This is a genomic window from Candidatus Methylacidiphilales bacterium (assembly GCA_028713655.1).
Lineage (GTDB): Bacteria > Verrucomicrobiota > Verrucomicrobiia > Methylacidiphilales > JAAUTS01 > JAQTNW01.
The window spans coordinates 21,214-45,799 of the sequence record JAQTNW010000010.1; the positions used below are offsets into that span (position 1 = coordinate 21,214).

20 protein-coding genes and 1 riboswitch are annotated in these 24,586 nt (G+C 56.3%); of the genes, 9 read left to right on the forward strand and 11 right to left on the reverse strand.

Annotated features, from left to right (window positions below; translation table 11 throughout):
• Positions 1-7: 7 nt before the first annotated feature.
• Together PHD76_04875 and PHD76_04880 are read right to left on the reverse strand one after the other, a co-directional pair.
• Positions 8-3,052, reverse strand: coding sequence for a UvrD-helicase domain-containing protein (locus PHD76_04875; GenBank protein MDD5261164.1), 3,045 nt, complete (start codon positions 3,050-3,052; stop codon positions 8-10).
• Positions 3,049-5,901 (reverse strand): PD-(D/E)XK nuclease family protein, encoded by a 2,853-nt coding sequence (locus PHD76_04880; GenBank protein MDD5261165.1) that lies wholly within the window; start codon positions 5,899-5,901, stop codon positions 3,049-3,051. The genes PHD76_04875 and PHD76_04880 overlap by 4 nt, the downstream gene beginning before the upstream one ends.
• Before the next feature lie 686 nt (positions 5,902-6,587).
• Between PHD76_04880 and PHD76_04885 the strand changes: the two genes are divergently transcribed.
• Together PHD76_04885 and PHD76_04890 are read left to right on the forward strand one after the other, a co-directional pair.
• Entirely contained in the window at positions 6,588-7,520 is a 933-nt protein-coding gene (locus PHD76_04885) for a class I SAM-dependent methyltransferase (GenBank protein MDD5261166.1), read from the forward strand.
• A gap of 154 nt (positions 7,521-7,674) precedes the next feature.
• On the forward strand, positions 7,675-8,202 hold the full coding sequence (locus PHD76_04890; GenBank protein ID MDD5261167.1) for a hypothetical protein: 528 nt from the start codon (positions 7,675-7,677) through the stop codon (positions 8,200-8,202).
• Between the two features lie 19 nt (positions 8,203-8,221).
• Here PHD76_04890 and PHD76_04895 read toward each other — a convergent pair whose 3' ends face one another.
• The 3 genes from PHD76_04895 to PHD76_04905 all read right to left on the reverse strand — a co-directional run bounded on the left by PHD76_04895 (position 8,222) and on the right by PHD76_04905 (position 12,858).
• Positions 8,222-9,418, reverse strand: a complete 1,197-nt coding sequence (locus tag PHD76_04895; GenBank protein ID MDD5261168.1) for a metallophosphoesterase — start codon at positions 9,416-9,418, stop codon at positions 8,222-8,224.
• Positions 9,419-9,458: 40 nt separating this feature from the next.
• Positions 9,459-11,645, reverse strand: a complete 2,187-nt coding sequence (locus PHD76_04900; protein ID MDD5261169.1) for a sodium-translocating pyrophosphatase — start codon at positions 11,643-11,645, stop codon at positions 9,459-9,461.
• Positions 11,646-11,805: 160 nt separating this feature from the next.
• Complete coding sequence (locus PHD76_04905; GenBank protein MDD5261170.1) at positions 11,806-12,858, reverse strand: SAM-dependent methyltransferase; 1,053 nt, start codon at positions 12,856-12,858, stop codon at positions 11,806-11,808.
• Between the two features lie 91 nt (positions 12,859-12,949).
• Between PHD76_04905 and PHD76_04910 the strand changes: the two genes are divergently transcribed.
• From PHD76_04910 to PHD76_04920, 3 genes are all read left to right on the forward strand, one after another.
• Positions 12,950-13,129, forward strand: a complete 180-nt coding sequence (locus tag PHD76_04910) for a hypothetical protein (protein ID MDD5261171.1) — start codon at positions 12,950-12,952, stop codon at positions 13,127-13,129.
• Between the two features lie 128 nt (positions 13,130-13,257).
• Positions 13,258-14,193 (forward strand): energy-coupling factor ABC transporter permease, encoded by a 936-nt coding sequence (locus tag PHD76_04915; protein MDD5261172.1) that lies wholly within the window; start codon positions 13,258-13,260, stop codon positions 14,191-14,193.
• A 71-nt stretch (positions 14,194-14,264) separates the two neighbouring features.
• Positions 14,265-15,146: a nucleoside hydrolase gene (locus tag PHD76_04920; GenBank protein ID MDD5261173.1), complete on the forward strand. Its 882-nt coding sequence runs from the start codon at positions 14,265-14,267 to the stop codon at positions 15,144-15,146.
• Positions 15,147-15,394: 248 nt separating this feature from the next.
• On the opposite strand, the gene hisH is transcribed toward PHD76_04920, so the two are convergent.
• From hisH to PHD76_04945, 5 genes are all read right to left on the reverse strand, one after another.
• On the reverse strand, positions 15,395-16,036 hold the full coding sequence (gene hisH / locus PHD76_04925) for an imidazole glycerol phosphate synthase subunit HisH (protein ID MDD5261174.1): 642 nt from the start codon (positions 16,034-16,036) through the stop codon (positions 15,395-15,397).
• A gap of 63 nt (positions 16,037-16,099) precedes the next feature.
• Positions 16,100-16,684: an imidazoleglycerol-phosphate dehydratase HisB gene (hisB, locus tag PHD76_04930; protein ID MDD5261175.1), complete on the reverse strand. Its 585-nt coding sequence runs from the start codon at positions 16,682-16,684 to the stop codon at positions 16,100-16,102.
• A 64-nt stretch (positions 16,685-16,748) separates the two neighbouring features.
• A complete protein-coding gene (gene hisD, locus PHD76_04935) occupies positions 16,749-18,014 on the reverse strand; it encodes a histidinol dehydrogenase (protein MDD5261176.1) in 1,266 nt (421 codons plus the stop codon).
• 165 nt (positions 18,015-18,179) lie between these two features.
• Positions 18,180-18,626 carry a metallophosphoesterase family protein gene (locus PHD76_04940; protein MDD5261177.1) on the reverse strand — a complete coding sequence of 149 codons (447 nt, stop codon included), beginning with the start codon at positions 18,624-18,626 and terminating at the stop codon, positions 18,180-18,182.
• Positions 18,627-18,635: 9 nt separating this feature from the next.
• Positions 18,636-19,217, reverse strand: a complete 582-nt coding sequence (locus PHD76_04945) for a hypothetical protein (protein ID MDD5261178.1) — start codon at positions 19,215-19,217, stop codon at positions 18,636-18,638.
• Between the two features lie 74 nt (positions 19,218-19,291).
• Here PHD76_04945 and PHD76_04950 point away from each other — a divergent pair, with 74 nt between their 5' ends.
• From PHD76_04950 to PHD76_04960, 3 genes are all read left to right on the forward strand, one after another.
• Complete coding sequence (locus PHD76_04950; GenBank protein ID MDD5261179.1) at positions 19,292-19,741, forward strand: NYN domain-containing protein; 450 nt, start codon at positions 19,292-19,294, stop codon at positions 19,739-19,741.
• Positions 19,742-19,941: 200 nt separating this feature from the next.
• Complete coding sequence (locus tag PHD76_04955; protein ID MDD5261180.1) at positions 19,942-20,697, forward strand: hypothetical protein; 756 nt, start codon at positions 19,942-19,944, stop codon at positions 20,695-20,697.
• A gap of 39 nt (positions 20,698-20,736) precedes the next feature.
• On the forward strand, positions 20,737-20,910 hold the full coding sequence (locus PHD76_04960) for a hypothetical protein (GenBank protein MDD5261181.1): 174 nt from the start codon (positions 20,737-20,739) through the stop codon (positions 20,908-20,910).
• A 25-nt stretch (positions 20,911-20,935) separates the two neighbouring features.
• Here the strand turns inward: PHD76_04960 and PHD76_04965 are convergent, their stop codons facing one another.
• The gene (locus PHD76_04965; protein MDD5261182.1) at positions 20,936-21,973 is read right to left on the reverse strand and encodes an aspartate-semialdehyde dehydrogenase; all 1,038 of its coding nucleotides are present in this window, start codon (positions 21,971-21,973) and stop codon (positions 20,936-20,938) included.
• A gap of 105 nt (positions 21,974-22,078) precedes the next feature.
• Positions 22,079-22,320, forward strand: a riboswitch (cobalamin riboswitch).
• Positions 22,321-22,448: 128 nt separating this feature from the next.
• Here PHD76_04965 and PHD76_04970 point away from each other — a divergent pair.
• The gene (locus tag PHD76_04970; protein MDD5261183.1) at positions 22,449-24,473 is read left to right on the forward strand and encodes a TonB-dependent receptor; all 2,025 of its coding nucleotides are present in this window, start codon (positions 22,449-22,451) and stop codon (positions 24,471-24,473) included.
• Positions 24,474-24,586: the final 113 nt, after the last annotated feature.

Consider the following 24,586-nt stretch of genomic DNA (forward strand, 5'->3'; position numbering starts at 1 on the left):
CGAGAAATCAAACCTCAATCCGCTGCCCGGTCGCGGTGCTGTACAAAATCCGGCGCGTCACACTGCGCCCCAGCCGCTTTTCCAGCATGTCCCCATACGCCGACAACTGCGCCGCATAAATCGACTTCAACCTCGCCGCAAAATCCTTTTCCGTTTCGTCCGGCTTGCAGCGATTTGTTTTCCAATCCACCACCCCGCATTTTCCTTCTGCATCCACCACAATAAGGTCGATGACGCCTTCCATTATTGCCTCGGGCGACAGCGGGGCCGAAAACGGGATTTCGCTCAGGAAAACCGATTCGGACCCCAGCAATTCCTTGTAAAACGGTCCGGCAAGAAACAATTCCATCTCCTTGAAACCTCTTTCCCGAAATCCAGCCGGCGCGAGCGCGCATTTTTCGCGCAAATAATCCCCATGCCCGCCCTGAGACGACTTCCACGGGAACTGTTCCATAACTTCATGCCACCAGGTGCCATACTCCATTCCGCCCACAACTGTCTCCATCCCGGCCTCAACGCGGAACTCATTCCCGTCCCCGTGAGCCGCCAGTTTATGGGGAAGCACCATCCTGACAATCTGTTTGGCGGAATCAACGGCCTTCCGGATCAAATCCGCATCAAGCGCCGGCTCCACGCCGCGCTCCGTGCCGATCCCGGCTTCAGGCATAAAATCCGTCTCCCCAATCGAGTCTTTCCAATCCACTTCCTCCCTGCGGATCAAACCCAAAAAACTGGGGGTGCTGCGTTTGTAAAAGCCCTGGCTGTCCGGCAGTACCAGCAATCGCCGCGCCCGCGTCATCATGACATAAAACAAGCGCTGGAATTCCAGGTCGCGCGCTTCCTGTCTTCGGGTTTTGTTCTCCTCAGTCATCGTCAGCGGATTAAAATGCGCCTGCAGTCGCCCCTCTAACTTTTCAATCAACGGATACTCGGTTCTGTGCTGTCCGATCATTCTTCCCAAACCGGGCGCCACCACCACCGGCCATTCGAGCCCCTTTGCCTTCATCGAAGTCAGCAACTGGATTTCAGCCGACCCGCCCGTGGCAATCCGCGGCGATTTGCCCAGCTCATTTTTCAATCCATCAACCCAATCCAAAAAATCGACCCCTTCAGCTTCCGCAATCAACGCGGCGCGGCGCAATTCCTGCAACGGCTCCGCTTCCTCGCCAATGGCCAGAATCCTTTTCTCCAACGCCATCCGTTCCAGCAGCAGCTCAATAAAACGGCTCAACCGAAATATGCCGTCAGCTTGTTGCTTAAGCCATTCTCCTCGCAGCTCTCGAAGCTCCGCAAGCGCCTTCGCGGTCCGCTCAAAACACATGGCCGCCGAATTCAAATTCAATCCTTCCGGGCGCTCCTGATGCACCCGCAGCAATTCGTCATCCGCAATTCCGTAAATTTCCCGCAAAACACCTATCAACTCGAAGCGGTCAGACGGGTGCAGCAAAACCCATAACAAGGCCACGGGCCAACTGTAACCCGGCAATTCGGAGCGCTGCTCCTTGGATGAAACCATCCGGACCGGCAGCCCGGCGGTTTTGAGTTCTGACGACATGACCGACAACCAGTCAATGCGGGGACAGAGCACGGCAGCCTCCGACCAACTTGAAATTCCAAGTCCCTTCAGTCCCTGCTCCGCCATCCACGCCGACACCTGCCTCGCCTCCTCGCGAAACAATTCTGCGACCTTGCCGTCCTCCGGCGCTTTCAAATTCAAGATACGAACCCCTCCTTCCGGCGCATCGGGTCGCGGCTCCAGTCTCCTAAAATGCACCAAAGGCTGGTCCAATCTTCCTGGAAAAACCGTGTTGACCGCGCGGATCACGGCCTGCGGGCATCTCATTGTCACGGAAAAATTCAGGACCTGCCCCCCCTTCCCGCTTTGAAAGGCACTGACAAACTTGTGATATTGGGCCAGGTCCGCCCGCTTGCTGTAGATGGTTTGCTGGTCGTCTCCCACAAAACAAAACGATCCGGGGCGGGGCGGAGCGGCCTCCGTCTTTGTCGGCCACTCATATAGCTCCGCCGCTCCCGGGCGCGTGAGTTCTGTGAGGATGGCGAACATGCTGGAATCGGTATCCTGGGCCTCGTCCAGAATCACGATAAAATCCCGCTCCCGCAACCGCTGCAGCACCTTTTTGTTATCGAGCAGTTTTTTCGCCCATGCCACCATGTCGTCGTAGGTCAGATAGCCCTGGGCAACCCGGTAATCGCGATAACACAACGCCACCAGGGCCGCGAGATGGGAGGCGCAGGTGTTCAGCCAACTGACATACGGCTGGAACCCATTCCGAACGGCTTCAGCAAACTCCTTCCCGCCCTGCTCATAATGCGGCAGTTCGAGATAACCGTCATCCGACTCATAATCTTTCAGCCATTGCCGGAGATGTTCCTGGTGCCGGGCCAGCGTCTCGACGGCTTTGCCGCGCGTCTTCGCTTCAAATGCGCCGCTTAAATCCAACACCGGGCCGGACCGGGCCGGCGCCCGCCCGGCGATTGCCTCAGCGGCATCCGGCGGCATTTCCCTGGCGAGCTTGAGGATTTGCTCAAAGGTATAATGCCGCAACACACGGGCCGGAATTTCCGGGTCCACCGTTTCCGGCCAGGCATAATCCGTTTCCACAAAGCGGTACCAAAGCCGCTCATCGTCTTCCTCCAGCAATTGAACGCTGGACGGCAGACCCAAATGCCTGCCTTCCTCCCGCAACAGCCTCAAACAAAAACTGTGGATGGTGCCGAAATAAGCCCGGTTGAATTCCCCCAGCACCTGTTGCCGCCGGCCGGCATCGCCTGACAAATGACGGAACATCTCCTGGCGCGTCCGCACCCGCAGCTCTTCCGCCGCCAGCACACCATACGTCACCACGGCCAGGCGCGGCAGGCAACTGGGTTCGCCGCGGAGAATCCGAGCTTCCTCCCGGCAGGCCAGCGCGACGATTCTTTGGACGATCGCCGTGGTCTTGCCCGCGCCCGCGCTGGCGGAAACGCAAAAGTTGAGACCCAGTTCCTTGACAAATCTCTCGCGGTCATTTGAATCAGCCAGCGCTTTCATTTCACGCTCTCCCGTTCGTGCGTCAAGGCCGCCTTTGCTTCCAGAATTTGAAGGTCCACCGGCACTGTCGCCATGGGCAGCATCTCAGTCCTCTTATAGTCATCGAACAAGGCCCCCTTCATGCCAAACCGACAGCTCGCCAGCAAGCGTGCCGCCAGCGCCAGGCCGCGCCGGGCCGATTCCGCGTGTTCGCCGGTCAGGTTGCACCCGCCGGAAGTCCGCGGGCTCAGGCACTGTACGGACACGGTCTTGGCCCCCTGCTCAAGCGCGAGCAATAAATAGCCCGCAAATTGCAGCCCTTCCCCGCGTTCCAATTGCTGCGGCGTGGGTGTCTGGCGGCGGCTGGTTTTGAAATCCACAATCCAGGCGTCCGACCCGCTCCACTCTGCCCTATTTCGAAGAACCAGATCCATCCTGCCGCGCAATGCCAGAATGCCGCCTTCCGTCGTGACATGCCCTTCTATAGGCTCTTCCGATTTGACAATTTCCCATCTCCCGGCATCCTGCCGGCACAGCCTCGACAGACACTCGCGAACGGCCCAGCGGCAGGACTGAAAAACCGTTTCCCGCCAAAGCGTACGCGTTGCGAGAAATTCCTCCCGAAGTTGCCGCTCCACTTCCTGTCGTCGTTTTTCCAATTCCGCGGCGCCGGGCAGGCCATCCTTCAAACAGCGGCGTATCCACTCATGCGCAAGAATCCCGGTGATCCAGCGTTCGTTGCGCTCAAAATTTTGTTCCTGCGCGCTTTCCGCGCGAAAGAGCTGGCGAAGGGCAAAGGTGGCCGGATATTCACAGGCTTTCTCCAATCCCGTCACCGACCAGCTCCGGTTCCCACCGCTGCCGGGCGGATAGCAAAAGCTGTATTCGTCAAACGGAAGCGCCGGATCCATGCGACGGCGGCGCACTTCCGCCAGATGTCTGGCCTCTTTCCCCGCCAATATGGCATCACAACCGGCCGACAACGTCGGCCTGGCGTCACTCTGAATCCGATCCTCCCAAAGTTTCAAGACGGGTTTGTCTCCGGCCTCGAGCATCAGGCACTGCAAGAAAAGTTCGTTTGGGTAAAGCGGCTGGACAGGATTCAACGTGTCGAATCCCTGCGCCAGCAGGGCGGCTTCGCCACGGCAATTTTCCAACAGATCCATGAGCCGTTTCTGTTCCAGCCGCGCGAGATCGAGCGTCGCCAGCAGGCGGCCATAGCCCGGACCCCGCTTTTGATTCAGGCTCCTTCTGAGCCCGTCATCCAAAAAGGGATTTTCATCCCTCGAGATCGGCCAAACTCCTTCATTTGAATCCAAAAAAATCAGATGTTTCCATGACTGATAACTTGCTTTCGCTAAAGTAACCAGCGCCACCTTGGCAAAGGGATGGACGGCTTCTTCATCCCGCGCAAAGCGCGCGGACTCCAGCAACTCATTTACATACTCCAGAAAGGCGCGGCCCTGGACCCTGCGATCCGCCAGTACGGCATCCAGACGCGACCACAGGGGTTCCAGGCACTCCACGCCGACGCCCAGGCAGTCGCACGCGGCCTGCCATTTTGTTTTCAGTTCCGCCCAGCCGGCTTCCTGCGGCCATGCGCCCAGGCCTTCCGCCAATTTTCGGGCTGCCTGCAAAACGGGGCCTGCATCCGGGCCGATTTTCTCCATCAATAACGGCACCCGCCGGGTCGGGCATCCGCCAAAAATATCATGCAGCCCCGCTCTCAAACGGACCGGGTCGGGCAACCTGGCTGCACCCGGTATTTGCTGCGCGGCCGCCAGCAGCGAAAGAAATTCTTCGACCATTTCCCCGGAGAGATAATATCGGGCCAGGCATTTTTGCAGCACTGCCGAAGCATCCGGCGGCACACGTCCACCCGCTTCATCCTGCACAGGAATCCCGGCCTCCAGCAATCGTCGCAACAACAGGCGGCCTGTCGGGCTTGACGGGGGCGCCACCACGCCGATCCGATCCTCGCGTCCGCAATCCGGAAGCCATTTCAGAACCTGACGTTCCGCAAGATCCACTTGATCTTCCTGGGTGGCGCCTGTCATCAAAACCGGCGCCGCCGGAACGGATTCGCCTTCGCCCCGTCGAAACAGATGTTCAACCAACGCCTCGTTGGTGGAGCGATAATCCGAAGCCGGGCAAACATCATGCCCGACTCCGCAGACGCGCTCCAGCTCCTCGACCCAGGCCATGTCAGGATCTGCGATGGGCAACGGAACATACAATTCAGAACTTGCCGCGGCGCGCAGCGCAGCTTCCAAGAGCAGTTTTTCAGGATAAAATCCGGCGTCCCACGCCCAAAAGCAAAGGTGGAGCGGGGCGGAAACCGGCTTGCGCGCCCGGGCCAGCAAGTCCGTGTCGATGGCCGAGGTCCATGCCTTGCTGGCGGTGAGAACCTTCAGCCATCGCCCGATGGGGGACGGAACTTCTCCCATGTCGGTTTCATCGCCGGACCAACCAGCCCGTCCCAGATCATCCAATGCCTGCAGGCAGGGGCCGGGATTCAAGGCTACGGCGCGCGCCTCGGCGCTGTCATGTTTCAATGCCTCCAGTTTCAGTAGAAATTCCAGGCTCTCCCGGCCCAGAAGCCGTGTTTCGGAACCTAACAATCGACTCAGTTCCTTTCTCAGCGAACCTGCGGTAAGAAAACGGATTCCGAGCAGGGACAAGCCTTCCAACCCCGCCCGGCGGCGTATCCATGCGGCCTGAGCCGTGTCGGCGGCGACCAGCCATGCCTCCTCCCCTGCGAGACAAACCGACGCCTGCGCTTGCAGCCAGTCCTTCAAACCGCCTTGCCATGCGTCCTCCGCAAAGCGAAACAGCCGGATGGCATGGTGTGAGGAAGGTTTAGCCTGCATATTTCATACTCATTTTAATGATCAACCAGTTAGTACCGTGGCACAACAGTGGAAAGACTCGCACTGAGCCTATGCAGGCTACTGCATGATTTAATGCCACATCACCCACGCTGTCAAAACCCGTTCTTTCCGGAATAAAACCTGTTTTGCCTCATTGAGAGGAGCCGGGCAAAGACAATTTAAAGTGAATACGCAAGCACATGGATCGCCACGGCCCAGCTCCGACATGCGTCGCGAGTGTTCCAGATGGGCCTCCTAATGAACAGATGTGACAAGATGTTGAAAGATAGAATGTTAGCTAAAACGCCAACGGCGTTTCGTCCTTCAGCCCAGGGTTGATCCGAGCTTGTCGAGGATCTACCCTGGGTAAAATCAAAAAATCATCCCGAACCCTGAAAGTGGTTCCGGCGATTGCATGAAACAGACGCTACCCCGAAAGCTTTCGGGGTAGGCCTCCAGTTCATTCCCGCTCAAAACACCTTCTTGAAAGGTTTGGGTTCTCGCGATGACGAACAGCCCAGGTCAGCATGCATTGTTGGCACAAGACCTCACGCGCAGCATCATTGCAAGGAGTCCCGATCCCACCGCCTTTGGCGGGTATCGGGACGACGCGGCAATCCAGAATTTTATCCCGCAGTTTTTGCAAGCTATTTAGATAACGCCACATTAGCATTTTCCGGAAGTTGATGAAAACATCATCCCAGTTCCATTCGCTCACTCCGGACGAATATGCAGGGCTTCAAGCAGTCGAAACCAACGCCTTCCGCCTGCTCACAGGGCCAGGCGGTTGGGCCGAATATTATGCCGGCACCGTACTTCTTTCCGCGACCGCCAAGCCGGACTTTTGGCCCTTGAAAAGCGCCGCCCTGGATTTGTGCCAGGCCCTGAAATTGAGCGTCGGCCCGGTCTTTGGCCGGCTCCTGGCCAAAACCCAGTCCGGCCAAACAGCCCCGGAACAGCTCGACGGCCCGCCGGATGCCCCCACCAGCTTCAATGTCTTGGAATCGGGGCTCCGCTTTAAAATCGATCTCAGCGCGGGATACTCCATCGGTCTGTTCATCGATCAAACTCAAAACCGCCGTTATTTACAAAGGCTCCGGCCCCGGCGCCTTCTGAACTGCTTTTCCTATACCTGCGCCTTTTCCGTCGCCGCCGCCGCACTTGGCGCCGAAACAACCAGCGTGGATATTTCCAAAAAAGCCCTCGAATGGGGCCGCTCCAATTTCGAGCTCAACGGCATCGAACCTGCCGGGCATCGTTTCTTTGCGGATGATGTGCGGGAAGCCCTCGCGCGTCTGGCTCGGAGAAAAGAACGCTTCGATTGCATCATCCTGGACCCTCCCACCTTCGCCCGATCCCACAAGGGAAAAGTCTTCCAGGTCGAAGATGAAATGGAGGCGTTGATCCGGCAGGCGCTGGCCTGCCTTTCTTCCGGCGGCTCGCTGCTGGCCTCGACCAATTCCCGCCAGATCAACCAGGGCGCGCTCCTGCCCATGGCCAGATCAGCTCTTGCAACTTGTCAGATATCCGCATCATTCCACCAGGAACCGCCGCCGCCCGGGTTCCCGCCATCCGCCATGCCCGCAACGCTGTGGTTGCTGGCCAGGGAAGGGAAATGACAACCCCGACAGTCATCGCAAGTGGAATGAGCACACATGGATCGCCACGGCCAGAAACAACACACCCCGAAGCGGTCGTCGCGGGGACCTTTCCGCCCCTCTGAATAGAGGGGATTGCGGTTTGACATCGGCTTTAAATAGGCAAAAATAAGGCATGTTCGATCTCGTTGACAGCGTGGCAATGAGAAGGATTTTTTGGGATTATTTGCAAATCGTCCTTCTGCATCCCGAATCGGCCCGTATCTTCATCATCGCCTTTTTGACCGCCTTTCTTTCCATCACGATCTGCTTGGCCCAGGTACATAGCCTGGGCAATGCGGCACGCGGCTCTCTCTTTGCGGGGCTGTTCGTTACTCTGATCTCCTCCATCGGCCTGCTTGGAACCGCAACCTTGGCTAACAGATACGTCCTGCCGCTCGTCAATAACCCGGACTTGAACATCACCATTGTCAACGGCTGCGTGATTGCCGCGTTCCTGCTCATGATCGTTCCCTTCACCCGCGCCTTATTCCGCGCAAGTTATGCAACCAGCCTCGGCTCCTGGATTATTGCCCTCCTTGTGGCGCTCGTGCTGGTTTACGGCGTGCATACCATTGTCAAGCCGCGGTACAATGACAAGCCCGCGACGCCGGCTGCTGTTGAAAAAAATCTCGAGGACGCCAAAAAGAAAATCCATTTTTGACCCCCTTGTTGGCTTCCTACTAACCCGCACTTGTGAGGGTCAGGCGAAGAAGCTCCGCAGGGGCGCCTATCCGGCACGGGAACCAGTCGCCACAGCCATTCGACACCACAAGTGAAGAGCGCTCCTTTTGATAAAGGCCGCTCCAATACCTGAAAAACAACGGCCCGCATCCCACATTCCCAAACATCAACTGGCCCCCATGCGTATGGCCTGACAACACCAGGTCGGCGCTTCCCAAGGCGGAATCAAAAAGATGGGGATGATGCGCCAGAAGAATGCGGACATCCGTCTTTTCCCGTACTGCCGGGAAAAGCCGATCCATTCGCACCTCTTCCCTCCTGTAATGGCTTCCAAACCAAGGAAGGCCCGCCATGTACAAGTTGCAACCCCGGATCTGGAGCACCTTGTTGGAATTATGAAGATAAGGCAGCCCGGCTTTGGCGCAGGCGCCCGGCAGCGCGCCCTGGCCCGCAAAATAGTCGTGGTTGCCTTCGCATATAAAGATCCCGTAACGGGACTCAACGCGCTTGATGCAAGCCATGGCCGCCGGAAGTTCCGTCACCGAATCGTTAATCAAGTCGCCCGTCACAACCACCAGGTCCGATTTGAGTTCGTTGGCCGTGTCCGATATGACACGCAATTTTTCGGGGCCGCAAAAAAGCCCCGAGTGAAGATCGCTCATGTGGGTGATGGTGAAGCCCTCCATCGCCGCCGGAAGGCCGGGGACGGGAATTTTCAACTCGCGCACGCGAAGATCGTTGCGGGTGATTGTACCATGAACGCCGGCGCCGAGGGCCGCTGCAGGCGCCGCGCCAAAGGTGGCGTAATAAAGAAACTTGCGGCGTGTAATCCCTTCCGAAAGCGCCGCTTTATCACAGGCGGCACGTCCGGATTTTTCACGGCAAAAATCCCTGATCTTGAGCGCCAGCCAAGCCAGCAGGGCGATGACCGCAATCGGCGGCATCAAAATGAGGTTCCAAAACATTCCGATCGCAAACTCAGCATAAAACCAGTGCTGCAAAAAGGGCCGCCAGCCCGGCGGCGCGCCAAGCTGAAGCGCCAAAAATCCGATTACAGCCACAAACCATATCCACAAGCCAATCCTCACCTGCGGCGTGAGCAGGGAAAGGCGCCGAAGGACGGAGAGAGTCAAAAAACAGGCCAACAAATTAACAAACGGAAAATAAAGCAGGATCGCGAGAATGAAGACTCTCATGGCAAACCGCCCGACCCGGCCCAGTATCTGTTGGTTGAGTTCAATTCCGCCTCACATCGCCTGCTGAAACTTTCAATTCATGCGCCGCCTGCGCTTCCGGTGCTTTGGCTGCCTGGCTGTCGGCCTTCAACGGTGCAAAAAAGATCGGAATGATCAGGATCGCCATGATGTTGGTCACCTTGATCATGGGATTGATCGCGGGCCCAGCCGTGTCCTTATAGGGGTCGCCCACCGTGTCTCCGGTCACCGAAGCCGCATGGGCGGGTGATCCCTTGCCTCCAAAGTGGCCTTCCTCGATATATTTTTTGGCATTGTCCCAGGCGCCGCCGCTGGAGGTCATGGCAATGGCGACAAACAGTCCGGTCACGATGGTTCCCACCAACAATCCACCCAGAACGACAGGGCCTAACACATGATTAAATCCAGCTACGACCACAACCATGACTATGGGAAGCAAAGCGGGTAAAATCATTTCGCGCAGCGCAGCCTTGGTCACGATGTCCACGCAAGTCCCGTAATCGGCCTTGACCTTGCCCGTCAAAATGCCGGGGCTTTCCGCAAGTTGCCGGCGCACTTCCCGCACCACGGCGCCCGCAGCCTTCCCGACGGCATCCATGCTGTGCGCGGTGAAGACAAACGGCAGCAGGCCGCCCAGGAACAGCCCGATAATCACTTTCGGTTGCTCCAGTGAAAATACAAAAACCTCGCCCGGCACATAAATCTGCAATTCGTGGACATAGGCGCCGAACAGCACCAGCGCCGCCAGACCGGCCGAGGCGATGGCATACCCCTTGGTCACTGCTTTCATGGTGTTGCCGACCGCGTCCAGTTCGTCCGTGATTGCCCGCACTTTCTTCGGCAGCTTGGCCATCACGGCGATGCCTCCCGCGTTGTCGGTAATGGGGCCGAATGCGTCCAGCGAAATGATGATCCCGGCCATGCTCAACATGGCCATGACCGCAATGGCGATGCCGTAAAGCCCGGCCAGTTGGTACGTGCAAAGAATGGCGATGCCGATGCAGCCGACGGGCAGCGCCGTGGCATGCTGGCCCACCGCCAGCCCGGCAATAATATTGGTGGCATGGCCCGTTTCAGACGCTTCGGCGATTTTTTGAACAGGCCGGTGTTCGGTCGCCGTATAATAATTGGTGATCACGACGACCACAAAGCTCATCACCAGTCCGGCCAGGGCCGAAAAATAGATCGACCACGCGCTGCGCTGCGCACCTCCAAGCTCAAACGAAGCCGGAAACAGGGCGAGCGTCACCGGCAACAGCAATACCGCTGTGACAACTGCGCTGACCAGCACCCCTCCGCGCAACAGGCGGGCGGGACGGTCATTTTTCAAATTCACATACAGAATCCCGGCAATCCCGCCTATCACTGAAATTGCGGAAATAATGAACGGACACGCGATGGCGGCCTGCTGAAGGACGCTGCCGATCCCCGCTTTTTCACCCAGCATCAAGTACGCCGTCAGCACGGCGCCAATCAGACTAACCACATAGGTCTCAAACACATCCGCCGCCATGCCGGCGCAATCGCCCACATTATCACCCACGTTGTCGGCAATTGTAGCCGGGTTGCGCGGATCGTCCTCGTCCAGATTGCTTTCGATTTTGCCCACCAGATCCGCCCCCACATCCGCGGCCTTGGTATAAATACCGCCGCCCAAACGGGCGAAAACACTGATGAGGCTGCTGCCCAAAGCCAGGCCCACGAGGCTGTTGATCGCCTCTGGAATGCCGAGAAAATGTGTAACCGTCAGATAAAAAACACCCACGCTCAACAGCGCAAGGCCGACGACGAGCATGCCCGTGACCGCTCCACCGCTAAAGGCGACACGAAGCGCCTTGGCGCGGCTGGTCTGCGCGGCAAAGGTTGTGCGAACGTTCGCGATCACAGCAACGCGCATGCCCAGGTACCCCGCAAGCAGGCTGCACGCCGCACCCAGCAAAAAGCCCAGGCTGACGACGATATCTTTGCGCAAGATCCAGAGCAGAATAAAAAGTATGACGGATATCACACTGATGGTTGCCACTTGGCGGTTCAGATAAGCCCGCGCACCCTGCTGGATGGCCAGCGCAATTTCGCACATGCGTTTGTTGCCCGGCTCTTGCTTGCGCACCCAGCAAATCAAGGCAAGCGCAAAGGCCAAGCCGATGAAAGACGCCACAAGTGAAATCTGCACTCCGTATGCTCCAAAATCCTGCAATATTGAACCCATAAGTAATATTTTCCTAAATAAACGGTTTCAGCCCGGTATGCCGTAAACGGCAATTATGCGGGTGGATTAAGTTATGGTTTCAGCATATCCGCGCAACTTTTTTTTAGGCACTATATTCAGTCTCTTTATACCCCCATTAACCCGGAACCTTCACCCGATTTCACCCTTCCAATCCCACGGATTGGCACAATACCTTGAACGACCCCCCCGCGCCAGTCTCATCGGTCAACTGCCGGATGCGCAACATCTCATCCACCGTCTCGCTCGCAGTTGAGACATGCGCTTTGATAAAGTCTCGCTGGGTGGTGTAAAATTCCGTCTGGAACCCCTCCGCCTCACCCCAATTTATGAGATCGGTAAAATTCACATCCGCCGTCAAATCCTGCCTTCCAAACCTCTGATAAACCTGGAGGCCCTGCAAAACCTGATGCTGAAAATAGGCGCGTATCGTGCCGGACGGGCGGCGCTCATACAAATCTCCGGCCAATTCACCGTAATCAACGGTCAAAATCGCCCCGCACTTCAACAATCCCGCCCACCCCGACAGCCAACTGCGGTACGAGCCATGAAGTTCACAGCGCTGGCCTTCCACCGGATTGGCCAGGGTGGAAAAAATGGAGAATTGGCCCGGGTCCAGGCGTTCCGGGCCAAAATCCACCAGTTGTTCCCGGACCACATCGCCCGCCAACTCCAGAACAACTTCCTTCCAGGCCCCGTTTTTCCAAACAATCTGGATGCAAGGAAAGGCATCCACGAATTCATTCGAATAAATCAAGGCCTTGCCTCCGCATTTTTCCAGCGCCTGCTCAATGGAATCATGCCAGGAGCAGCGGAATCCGCGCAATCTGCGGCGCTGCTTTGCCCGCAGGGAAGGCGACATCTCAACCAAGTGGACATGTGTAAACCAGGACCTCCATAGCGGCATTGAGCGGAGTACATTTCGCGCCATGGCGCCTGTTCCGGCCCCCACTTCTATAATATGCCAGCTTTTGTGGCCAAAAACGCGGGGCGCATTTTCTTCAAGCCAGCGCGCAATGGCCCAAGCCAAAACCGGATGAATGGTGGCCGATGTGGAGAAGTCGCCCCGGGGCCCGACATTCTTCACGGCGCTGGTATAATAACCGAAGTGAGGGTCGCCCAGCGCCGCTTCCATGAAAGTTTCAAACGAAACTTTACCCCCCTTAGCCTTCAACCAGTCCCGAAAATCCGGCATGGCCAAAGCCTGCACTATTCACCAAAAACAATCAAATACCCTGCAAAATCTCTCGCACAGCAACCCCCGGATGTTAAATTCACGGCAGGATATGGAACCGAACAAACATAAAAATAATCTGGCCACCGTCCTGACTTTTGCAGTCGGGACCGTGGTGGTTACTCTGACCGCAACCCTGCTGGCACAATTTTTTCTGAGCAAATCAGAGGAACATTCGGCGCGGCTCGCCAGCGGCGAATCGGATTACGAGCGCAAACACCCTTATTCGTAAAATAAGCGGCGGTTGAAACTTTATTCGCGGCGACAGCCCTTGGGAATGGTTGCCGTGAAATAAGTCGGCCCAAACTCAGCTTGAGTTTCGGCTGGACTGCGCACCCCTCGCGGCGCTTTAGTGGAAGCATGCATATACCCAGCAGCATGCTTCATGGGGCGGTTTGCCCGGTGACCGCGGCAGTTAGCGCCATTGGATTAACAGCCACCGCAGCCCTCGCGGCCCAGGCCCGGGAAAAAGCTTCCCCCGCCCATTTCGGCGCCGTGACAGCCTTTATTTTCGCAGCCCAGATGCTCAACTTTCCGGTCCAGAACGGTACTTCCGGCCATCTGCTCGGCGGCGTGCTCGCAACCGCCCTTCTCGGACTGCCTTTCGGCATCCTTTCCCTTGCGCTTGTGCTGGCCGTGCAAAGCCTCGCCTTCTCCGATGGCGGCCTTGCGACTCTCGGCGCCAACGTCCTCAACATGTCCCTCATCGGCGCCGGACTCGGCGGCCTCTTTGCACAATTCCTGAAATCCCGGGCCCGGAATCTTTCAAACCTCCCGGTTCTTGCCCTCGCCTCGTGGGTTTCCGTGCTGCTGGCGTCTCTTGCCTGCTCCGCCGAACTCGCGTTGGGTGGCACAACCTCCTTCACCGAGGCCGCGCCCGCCATGCTTGGCTCTCATGCTTTGATAGGCATCGGCGAAGCCCTGATCACAGCCGCCGCTTTCTGGTTGTTCTCCAGCCTTGAAGAAAACAAGGCCCATACCGTACCGCAAAAAGCGTGGCCCGTCCTCACAGCCGCCGCGCTCATCGGGCTTTTGCTCAGCCCCTTCGCCAGCAGTTATCCGGATGGTTTGGAATGGGTGGCCGCCCGCTGTCATTTCCTGCACAACAGTGCTCCGTCGTTTGTCGCACCATTGGCCAATTATACAGTGCCGGGCATTGCGCATCCGTTCGTTTCAACCGGTTTGGCCGCTCTGATCGGCGCCGGCATCTGCTTCCTGGCAGCCTGGGTTTTGGGCCAATTCCTGCAGACGCGCAAACAATTCGCGGCCACGCCCCGGACAAGCACAAAGCGTTGACAATTTTAAAAGTGCAAATTTAAAGCCGCTCTTTTCATTGCAGGAAACAGCACCAAAAGTTAAGTTTGCCCATGTCTTCAAAACGCATCCCTGTCCTTCTCGACACTGATATAGGTTCGGATATCGACGACGCCGTTTGCCTGGCCTATCTTCTGGCCAATCCCGCCTGCGAGCTGCTTGGAATCACGACGGTGACCGGCGATACGGTCAAACGAGCCAGCATGGCTTCGGTCCTCTGCAAGATCGCCGGGAAACGCATCCCCATCCACCCGGGCAGGCGGCAGCCTCTGCTCATAGAACAAAAACAGCCTCACGTCCCCCAGGCTGCGGCCCTGGATCGATGGGATCACGACACCGATTTCAGCCAGGGCGAGGCCATCGAATTTATGCGCCAAACCATCCGGGCCCGCCCGGGTGAAGTGATCTTGTTCGGCATCGGCCCCATGAGCAACATCGCCGCGCTTTTCGCCGCCGATGAGGAAATCCCCAGACTGCTGAAAGGGCTGGTGTTGATGTGCGGGGTATTCTCTCAACACAATTCAGCGCTGGAATGGAACGCCATGCTGGACCCCACGGCGACCGCCCTTGTGTACCGAGCCGCGCCGCCGTTTCACCGCTCAATCGGCCTCGATGTGACGAACCAAGTGACGATGCCTGCGGACGAGGTGCGCAAGAAATTCCAAGCTCCGTTGCTCAGGCCGGTACTCGATTTTGCCGAAGTCTGGTTTGAACATGCCAGGATGATCACATTTCACGATCCTCTGGCGGCAACGACCCTTTTTGATGACACGATCTGCGGTTTTGAACCGGGCCGGGTTGAAGTCGAGTTAAAGAGCGACCATGCGACCGGCGCCACGCTTTGGTATCCCAAGGACCCGGCGGGACACCACGAAATCGCAACCACGGTCAATCCCTCCCGGTTCTTCGATCATTACTTCAGTTTTTTCAAATAGAGAAAAGCCGGGTTTGTCTCGGGCTTGGGAAAAGATATTTTTGGAAATCAAGCCCTGGGCGATTTTACAGGACCACATCAACGGACACTAAAGCATGTTGTATTTATTCTGCCGCATGTTCATGCGTTATTGCGAGAACCCAAACCTTTCAAGCAGATGTTTTGAGCGGGAATGAACTGAAGGACGAAACGCCGTTGGCGTTTTAGCTAACATCCTATCTTTCAACATCTTGTTCAATTTGCTCTAAATCAGCGGTGAACTGTTTGTATCCGCTTTAAAAAATTGCCCATGAGCCGCAGCCCGTTGGACTGGCTCTTTTCCGGGTGAAACTGGAACGCCGCCAGATTTCCCATGCTGATCCCGCTGGCAAATGAAATGCCATAGTCGGTCATGCAGGCCGCCAACCCTTTATCCTCGGGCTCGGGATAATAGGAATGCACGTGGTAAAAATATGACTTCTCCGGCAGCTCCTGAAACAGTTCCTTCCCTTCGTTCACCGGCCTGACTTCATTCCATCCCATGTGGGGCACCTTGCCCACGGAGTCCGGAAAGCGCCTGACTTTGCCCCGTATCCAGCCCAGCCCCGCCACTCCGGGAGATTCCTCGCTTTCTTCAAACAACAATTGATACCCCAAACAAATGCCGAGAAAGGGTTTGCCGGACTTCAGCCAATCCAAAACAGGCGCCGCCAGGCCGCGTTCGCTCAAGTTGTTCATCGCATCGCCAAAGGCCCCCACGCCCGGCAGCACGATGGAATCAAAACCAACCAGCTCCTCCGCGCAAGCCACGCGGCGGACATCGGCCCCCAGAGTTTGCAGGGCCTTTTCAACGCTGCGCAGGTTCCCACGTCCGTAGTCGATCAATCCGATTTTCACTGTCTTAGCCTGCATGTCTCAGCCATTTTGAAAAAATTTCAATCCAGGCAGTTTTGCTTCCGGGCTTGAAACGGAAAACTATAACCTGCCCTTGGTGCTGGGCAAGCCCTTCACCCGGGAATCCTTGCGGCACGCCATGTCGAGCGCCTTGGCCAGCCCCTTGAAAATGGATTCCGCAATATGGTGCGCATCCCGCCCGTAGAGCAATTCAATGTGCAGGTTCATGCCCGCGTTCACCGCCAGGGCGCGCATGAATTCCTCCAGCAACTGCAGCGGAAAATCCCCCGCCTTCCGGCGTTGCGCGGGCACGCGGAATTCCAGGTAGGGCCGGTTGCTCAAATCCACGACCACGCGGCTCAGGGTTTCATCCATCGGAAGATAGGCGTGGCCGTAACGGTTGATCCCCCGTTTGTCGCCTAACGCATCCTTGAGCGCCATTCCAAGCACAATGCCCGCATCCTCGACCGTATGATGATAATCCACCTCCAGATCGCCCCTGGCTTCAATCTCGAGATCAAAAAGCGAGTGCTTGGCAAACAAGGCCAGCATGTGGTCGAAAAAACCGATGCCCGTGGAAATTTTTGACTTTCCCTGCCCGTCCAAATTCAGCTTGAGCCGGATCCTGGTCTCGTTTGTATTGCGTGTGATTGTGCTTCTTCTCATAGGACAATAAATTCATATCCGGCGCATCCGGGAGCAGCCGCAGCACTCCAGATCCCGCCCGGCATTATTTCTTCGCAAAGCGGACCGCCACGGACGCTTTATGCGCCGTCATCCCCTCCACCTCCGCCAGGGTTTCAATCGTCTTGCGCCCCCTCTTCAAGGCGTCCTTTTCATAGCGGACAAAACTCGTCTTGCGTACAAACTGATCGATCGTCAGGCCGCTGAAGCTCCGGGCGGAGCCGTTGGTCGGATATTCATGGCTCGGCCCCGCGGCATAATCCCCCGCTGCCACCGGTGAATAATCCCCGATGAAAATCCCGCCGCAATTCCGTATTTTTTTCCCGAGATCCTTGGCGCCCGCGCAAACCAGCGAGAGATGTTCAGGCGCTATCGCCTCGACTATCTGGACTCCCTGTTTGAGATTTTTCACGAGCAGCAAGGTGCATCCCAGATTGAGCGTTTCACGCAAATATTGGATGCGCGGATGCGCGACAATTTGCCGCTCGATTTCCTCTTTCACCGCCTCGATCAATTTTTTTTCCGTGCTGATAAGAAAAATCTGGCTCCCCGGCCCGTGCTCCGCCTGGGCCAGCAGATCCGCGGCCACGAACGCCGGTTTGGCGGATTTATCCGCGAGCACGGCAACCTCGCTCGGCCCCGGGATGAGGTCCACCCCCACGCGCCCAAAGATCTGCCGCTTGGCTTCAACCACAAACGCATTGCCGGGTCCGTACACTTTGTGCACCGCCTTGATCGATTCAGTCCCGTACGCCATCGCCGCTATCGCCTGTGCGCCGCCCACCTGGTAAATTTCAGTCGCGCCCGCCAGTTTGATCGCATAATGCAACACCGGGTTGACCGGCGGCGGTGTACAAACCACAATCGACTCCACCCCTGCGGTCTTTGCGAGCGTGATCGTCATCAGAGCCGAAGACACCAACGGAGCCGTACCGCCCGGCACATAAATGCCGACACGCTCCAACGGTTGGTAAATTTCGCCGACCTGCGCGCCTTCATGATTTTTACCCAGCCACGATTTTGGAAGGCAGGGGCGGTAAAATTTTACAATGTTCCGATGCGCTTTGCGCAAGGCCTCCTTGATTTCGGACTTCGGCGCGGGCGGCTTTGAAGTCAAAGCCAACTGCTCCCGGGTGACCGATGTGCTGGCAAATTGGTTGGTGATCTCGACGACGGCGCGGTCGCCTTCTTTCTGCACCCGGTTCAAAATTTGGCGCACCTGCAACACAACCTCGGGTGGCGTATCCGACATTCGTTTCAACTCGGCAACTCGGGCGCTGAAATCAGATTGCTCGTACGATAAATATTTCACAGAGGTTCCTTGCTTCGCCGCAGAGCAACGGCTCCGCTATGTAAGCGTTTGATTTTAACAGCCTTCCAGCAAATGGAAAGCAGGATTATTGAGCTGAAAAAACGCAAAACACTTTTTACAAAGAGATCGCGAAGAACAGGAAAAATGAATGTTAAAACCGGATTGTTACAGCTTTTTAAGCTTCCGCTGTTCCCATAACAATTCAGCGCCCGGCTGCAGGGTCAAAATGGCATAGCCGGATGGAACACCTTTGTTGGGCTTGCCGACAGTGCCCGGATTCAGAAAACGCACCCCACCAATGGTTTCATCCCGCGGCACATGCGTGTGGCCGTGCAAACAAACATCCGTATTTTCCGGCAGGGCGTGGGGAGGAATGTGTTGGAGCCGGAAACGGATTCCACAGCGGTTCAAATCCAGCACCGGCGGCCAGGCGGATTCGGTGTCGCAATTCCCGCGAACGACGCGGATGGGCACGCCTAAAACGTGAAAACGATCCAAAATGAAGGGACTTACGACATCGCCCAGATGCCAGAGTTCATCCACCCCGGCCAGGCCAGCCAACACTTCCTCAGCCAACCGGTCGTGCGTGTCCGCCACCACACCGATACGCATGCCCGGAACCTAGGCCGCGCTGTGCGCTTTCTGAAAGCGGGACGGCAGCATGCTCGGAAGTCCCGACTGGGCGACACTCCACTCCATGCAAAATACAAAGAAGCAGGTAAAGGCCACATCCCCCAGAAGGGTGTTGCGGAAGAAGTAAATCGTCGAAGGATAGCCGGGTTCGCCAATCGTCAGGGATTGCACCCAACCGGCCATGGTTTGCGCATACGCGGGATTCCCAAGCCATGAGGCCGAATTGGTCACCACATAAAACAACAACGAGGAACCGAGAGCCCCGCCGGCCAGGGTTTTCCAATTCTTATGACGGGCCACCCAGACGCCAAAAAACGACGCAACCGCGTAGCAACCATAGCCTGCGAGCATTTCACCCCGAAACAACGACACACCGTAGTGGACATTCAGAATGATGTCGGAAATCATCAAAGCCAGCAAAGGAACCAGCACGGCCAGCTTTTTGCGGGAATAAAGCGCGCCGCAAAAGGCAATCGCCATAATCGGGGCAAAGTTCGGAAGCCAATCGACAAAGGGCGCCGAAATGCGGTAAACCACTGCCAGAACCAAAAGTGCAAGCCATAGAATCATATAAGACCGATGTTACGTTCCAAAGTTTACAATGGCAAACTCAATTTTCAACCCCATCCCAAAACCAAGGATAAATGACAACTCAAAAAAAATTCCTGTTGATTGACGGGCACAGCGTCATTTTTCAATGGCCCGAACTGCGCCGTTTGCATTCTCAAAATCCTTCAAAATGCCGGGCTGCGCTCACCGCGCTGCTTGGAACCTTGCATGACACCTCCAACTGGCTGGTCACTCTGGTCTTCGACGGCAAGACCGGGCCGAACGAACCCGCACGGCCCGGTGCCATGGCCGTGATCTACAGCCAGGAAGGACAAACCGCAGACAGCATTATCGAGCGGTTGGTGGGACAGGCCAATGATCCCTCGCTTGTTTATGTGGTGACGGCGGACGAAGCCGAACGGATCACCGTGGAAGCCGCTGGCGCATTTGTCTATTCACCAGACTGGTTGGCGGGCGAAATCGAACAAAATACAGGGCAATGGCAACAGGCGCTTAAGGATGTGCATAAAAAGGCTAAATGGTAAAAAATCATCATTTTGATATTTTTTACTGGTTTTTCTCTGATGAGGCACTCTATCATTGCGACTTAATTTATTTGGGGCTCTATTTTATAACTTGTTAATAATCAGGTGCTCTACAGGAGTTACTAATGTCAAAGTTGGGAAAACTATTTTGTGTCATAGCGGTCATTGCTTCGCTCGCTTCAGCTGCACTTGGGTTTCTTTTGGCCACTAAAAAGTCCGGCTACGCCAAACAGTTAGGGGCTGTGGAAGATCAGCTTCGAAAAACTCCCAACGTCAGCTACCAGTCTGATTTCAAGAATAATCCGGACGAGCCCGCTGCAACGGTTCAAAAAGCCGCCGGTATTCTCAAAAAAACCAAGGATGATTTGGACGCCACACAGGCTAAATTGACGGAATCCACAGGCCAACTCTCCGAATCCCAGTCGCAAGTCCAAAAGTTGACCACGGAAGTGACCTCGACCAAAAAGGATTTGGAGTCCAAAACCACCCAGCTTACCGAAACCACCACGAATCTCCAGGCTGCCCAAACCGAGTTGAAGGATTTTAAAGACCAATTGGGCGGACGCAAATTATCCGATATCCTGGATGAATTGAAGAAAACGACGGAAGATTCCAAAGTTCTCAGTGCTGAGAAAAAAATCATCGAAGACAGCCTCGCCAAGAGTACTGCCGAGTTGAAAAAATACCAGGAACTGGAACAATTGGCCAAAAACCACGCCGCGCCCATGGATTTGAGCGGCAAGGTGGTCGCCATCAACAAATCCTGGAACTTTGTCGTGCTGGATCTGGGCAAGGACAACAAGCTGAATGAAGGCATCGATCTGGCTGTTTATCGCGGCGACCAGTTGATCGGGAAAGTCAGGACCGTCTCCGTGGATGCCACCACCGCCATAGCCGATATCCTTCCTGACTGGACCAAAACCGAAATCCAGGTGGGCGACAAAGTACTTTATTGAATTCCGCCTGCTGCGTTATATATTTACACCATGCAGCGCATGAACCGCTTATTTCTTGTTTTTGCAGGCTTCCTTCTGCTGGCCTCGTTCAGCGGCTGCGCCTCTCCCGATAAAAATACAGCCAATTCCGACCACGAACCCACTTCCACAGTCCCGTGGAACAGGCCCGAATCCTGGGAAGGCAAAGGCGTTCTCGGCGGAATGATGCAATAAAAGCAGAGTGTGGAATGCGGAATTTTTAATTCTGACTTCTGACTTCTGACTTCTTCCCTGTTAAAAGAGCTTCCGCAATCTGCACCGCATTCCAGGCGGCCCCCTTCAGCAGTTGATCCCCGCTGATAAACAAAGCCAGGCTGTTTTCGCGCGAAGGGTCCCTGCGGATGCGGCCCACCAGCACATCCAGGTCCCCGGTGGCTTCCAACGGCATTGGAAAATGGTTCTTTTCGGCGTCATCCACCAGCCGCACCCCGGCCGCCCCGGACAAAACCTTTCTCGCCCGCTCGACCGAAACCGGCTTTTCCGTCTCGATCAACACGGACTCCGAATGCGCCCGCAGAACGGGCACACGGATGCAGGTCGGAATAATTTCAAGCTCCGGCAGGTGGAATATCTTCCGGATTTCCTCGATCAGCTTGTTTTCCTCCTCGTTGTATCCGTTGGCGGCTACTTTTGTGTTATGCGAAAACAGATTGAAGGCGATCTGGTGCGGAAAAACCTTTTTTTCAATCGGACGCTTTTCGACATGGGCCTCCACCTGATCTTCCAGCTCGGCCATGGCCTGGGCCCCCGCTCCGCTGGCGGATTGATAGGTTGAAACCACGATCCGCTTGATCCCAAATTCCCGGTGCAGCGGCCCGATGGCCACGGCCAGGATCGCAGCGCAGCAGTTCGGGTTGGCAATCAGGCCCTTGTGTGAATCCAGGTCCCCGGGATTGACCTCCGGCACGACCAAAGGAGTTCCCGGCTGCATGCGAAAGGCCGATGAATTGTCAATGACCACCGCGCCGGCCTCAATGGCCTCGGAAACAAATTGCCGGGAACGGGTTGCCCCGGCGCTGAAAAACGCAAAGTCGATACCCTTGAAAACCCCGCTCTTGAGTTCTTCCACCGGCCACGACTTTTCCTGAAATTGGAGATGCTTCCCAGCCGAACGCGCCGAGGCCAGCAGCCTGAGCTGCGAGACAGGGAACTTGCGCCGTTCCATCACACGCAAGATTTCCACTCCGACCGCTCCGGTGGCGCCCACCACGGCCACATGGTATCCGTTTGCCTTCATAAAGGGGAAAAAGCCTAGGATTTTCCGGGCGCCTTCGCAAGCGGAGAATAAAAAACGATTGCCAAGAGGAATAATCCCGACTAATGAATCGGACAGTTCTTTGCGAGAAATAAACCGCGCACCGTTTGCGCGGAACGATCAGCAGTGACAGGGAATGCCGTGAGAACCGGCTACAGTTGCGCTGCGGTATCGGGTGACAAACTTCCATTCGGCTGAAATCAGCCGGAGCAGAGCCAATCCCTTCGGGGGTGAAGGCGGGAGTGAGGCGGGATCTTGGAATCTCAAATTTGAAATTTCAAATCCCAGAACCCGGAGTCCGAATATCTGCCTGTTGATCCTCATGCGTCCAGCCCATGCCGAAAGGAAAAGGCCGGACGATAAACTTCATCGCTGAAATGAAGCGTGAGAGCAGGTCAAGCCGGACCCAAATCGCAACCCGGCCTGTTCTGCTCTTGCCACAAAACAGGAGTAGAACATGTTGAAGACCCGTTCCCGCCTATTATTATTGGCAACGGCCGCATTTGCGGCGTTCGCCCTCTCATCAGGCCATTGCCAAGCCGAGGAAGCCCCCCAGGAAAACAAAACACAACCCGCGCAGGCCGCCACCCCGGTCCAGCCCGATAGCACCCAGTCCGCTTCTTCGGAAGACTCAAAAAAAGAGTCGAAGAAAGAAAAAAAGAAGGAGCAGGACTCCGATGAAATCGTAGTCACCGCGACGCGTACCGAAACGCCTGTTTCGAAAACGGGCGCTTCGACCACAGTAATTACACGCCAGCAAATTGAAGACCAGCAACTGCACACGGTCGCGGAAGCCTTGGAGGAAGTTCCGGGCGTGGCTGTTGCCCAGTCTGGAACTCCCGGGCAGGTCACCGGCCTCTTTATTCGCGGGACAAAAACCGAGAGCACCCAGGTCATCATTGATGGACGCCGCATCCCCTTCAACCTGGCCGGCAGTTTCGGCGTGGAAAACCTCGCGCTCGACGACGTGGAACGCATTGAGGTCGTGCGCGGCCCGCTCAGCTCCGTGCAGGGCGGCCCGGCCATCGGCGGCGTCATTAACATCATCACCCGCAGCGGCAAAGGCCTCGATAAACCGGAATTCACCGGTGGATTTGAAGCCGGCTCCTTTCAGACCTTTCACGAACTGGCCAGCGCCCGCGGCGCCTGCGGGCCGTTTGACTACAGCGTCCAGGCGGGCAGGCTTGACACCGACAACGAGCGTCCTAACAATCAATACCGCCTGACCAACGTCACCACCAAGGAAGGCTACCAGATCAACGATCAGTTGTATGCCGATCTGCTTTTCTTTTACAATCTGGCCGACGTCGGCACGCCTAACAGCGTGAGCGATCCGGAACCAATTGCCAGCTTGTTGCGCGAAACCTGGATGATTTCACCGGGACTCGACTACAAAACAACCGATTGGTGGGAACAAAAGGTTTATTACAGCCACAGCCAGCAGCGCCAGGTGGCTTCAGACTTCAAGCAAGCCGCCAACTTTTTTCCGCCCCCCGCTACTCTCAATTTCGGGCAAGACAACCGGGTACAGGTCGATACCGACCAGGTGGATTACCAGAGCGATTTCCAGATTGCGCAGCCATGGAAATTGAGCGCGGGATTTTCCATGACCGATGCCCGGTATTACCGCAAGATTGATGTGCCAAATGAGTTCAACTTCCCCGCTACACCTGCCGGTACAACAGATGTTCAAAATAATCTCACCAACAGCGCCGGCTTTCTGCAAAGCCAATGGGAGATTGTTCACGATTTGAACGTCACGTCCTCCATCCGACTCGATCATGAATCCGACTTTGGAGACTACATCACCTGGCGTACGGGCGGCAGTTATCGCGTTCCGGTCACCCGTTCCCTCGTGCATGCGAGTTACGGTACGGCATTTTCTCCTCCGACTCCGCAGGACACCGCATTGGCCTTCGGCGGAAATCCCATGCTCACGCCTGAGCTTAGCAAAGGCTATGACGCGGGCATCGAACAGCCTTTCTGGGACAACAGAATCAAGGCCTCGGCCACCTACTTCCACAACGACATCAGCAACCTGATCATCTTTGACAGCATGTTCACGCTGCACAACATCGGGCAGGCCCGGACCCAGGGCGGTGAATTCGGCCTCTCCGTTTCGCCGATTCAGGAATTGACACTGTCAGCCAATTACACCTATCTCGACGCCTGGGATCTCTCGAACAACCAGCCGCTGGCGAGACGCCCGCGCAACCAGATGTCCTTCAATGTGATTGGAAAGCCATGTTCTGCGGTTGTGCTGAACTTGGGCGGACTCTGGGTTGCGGACCGGACGGACGGCTTCAATCCCACCCCGATTGAGGATTATTTTGTTATGCGCTTTGCCGCCTCATATAAGGTTAATCCGCATCTGGAAGTCTTCGGCCGGATCGAAAACCTGCTGAACGAATCCTACGAAGAGGTGCGCGGCTTTCCCGCATTGGGCCAGGCGGCCTATGCCGGCTTCAAGCTGACGTATTAAAAAACTGAACCGCTGGCTCCGAAATTCGGCGCGGGCACGTGCAGACCGATAAACACGGATTCGAGAAACGCAGAGAATATCCGCGTCCATCCGTGTTTATCCGCGGTTCCACA

Excerpts from the sequence above, each read along its gene's own strand:
- PHD76_04940 (MDD5261177.1), bottom strand. The coding sequence starts at position 18,626 with ATGCGTATCGGTGTGGTGGCGGACACGCACGACCGGTTGGCTGAGGAA.
- PHD76_04890 (MDD5261167.1), top strand. The coding sequence starts at position 7,675 with ATGTTCGATCTCGTTGACAGCGTGGCAATGAGAAGGATTTTTTGGGAT.
- PHD76_04965 (MDD5261182.1), bottom strand. The coding sequence starts at position 21,973 with ATGAAGGCAAACGGATACCATGTGGCCGTGGTGGGCGCCACCGGAGCG.
- PHD76_04885 (MDD5261166.1), top strand. The coding sequence starts at position 6,588 with ATGAAAACATCATCCCAGTTCCATTCGCTCACTCCGGACGAATATGCA.
- PHD76_04880 (MDD5261165.1), bottom strand. The coding sequence starts at position 5,901 with ATGCAGGCTAAACCTTCCTCACACCATGCCATCCGGCTGTTTCGCTTT.
- PHD76_04920 (MDD5261173.1), top strand. The coding sequence starts at position 14,265 with ATGTCTTCAAAACGCATCCCTGTCCTTCTCGACACTGATATAGGTTCG.
- PHD76_04945 (MDD5261178.1), bottom strand. The coding sequence starts at position 19,217 with ATGATTCTATGGCTTGCACTTTTGGTTCTGGCAGTGGTTTACCGCATT.
- PHD76_04960 (MDD5261181.1), top strand. The coding sequence starts at position 20,737 with ATGAACCGCTTATTTCTTGTTTTTGCAGGCTTCCTTCTGCTGGCCTCG.
- PHD76_04970 (MDD5261183.1), top strand. The coding sequence starts at position 22,449 with ATGTTGAAGACCCGTTCCCGCCTATTATTATTGGCAACGGCCGCATTT.
- PHD76_04895 (MDD5261168.1), bottom strand. The coding sequence starts at position 9,418 with ATGAGAGTCTTCATTCTCGCGATCCTGCTTTATTTTCCGTTTGTTAAT.
- PHD76_04905 (MDD5261170.1), bottom strand. The coding sequence starts at position 12,858 with ATGCCGGATTTTCGGGACTGGTTGAAGGCTAAGGGGGGTAAAGTTTCG.
- hisH (MDD5261174.1), bottom strand. The coding sequence starts at position 16,036 with ATGCAGGCTAAGACAGTGAAAATCGGATTGATCGACTACGGACGTGGG.
- PHD76_04910 (MDD5261171.1), top strand. The coding sequence starts at position 12,950 with ATGGAACCGAACAAACATAAAAATAATCTGGCCACCGTCCTGACTTTT.
- hisB (MDD5261175.1), bottom strand. The coding sequence starts at position 16,684 with ATGAGAAGAAGCACAATCACACGCAATACAAACGAGACCAGGATCCGG.
- PHD76_04875 (MDD5261164.1), bottom strand. The coding sequence starts at position 3,052 with ATGAAAGCGCTGGCTGATTCAAATGACCGCGAGAGATTTGTCAAGGAA.
- PHD76_04950 (MDD5261179.1), top strand. The coding sequence starts at position 19,292 with ATGACAACTCAAAAAAAATTCCTGTTGATTGACGGGCACAGCGTCATT.
- PHD76_04900 (MDD5261169.1), bottom strand. The coding sequence starts at position 11,645 with ATGGGTTCAATATTGCAGGATTTTGGAGCATACGGAGTGCAGATTTCA.
- PHD76_04915 (MDD5261172.1), top strand. The coding sequence starts at position 13,258 with ATGCATATACCCAGCAGCATGCTTCATGGGGCGGTTTGCCCGGTGACC.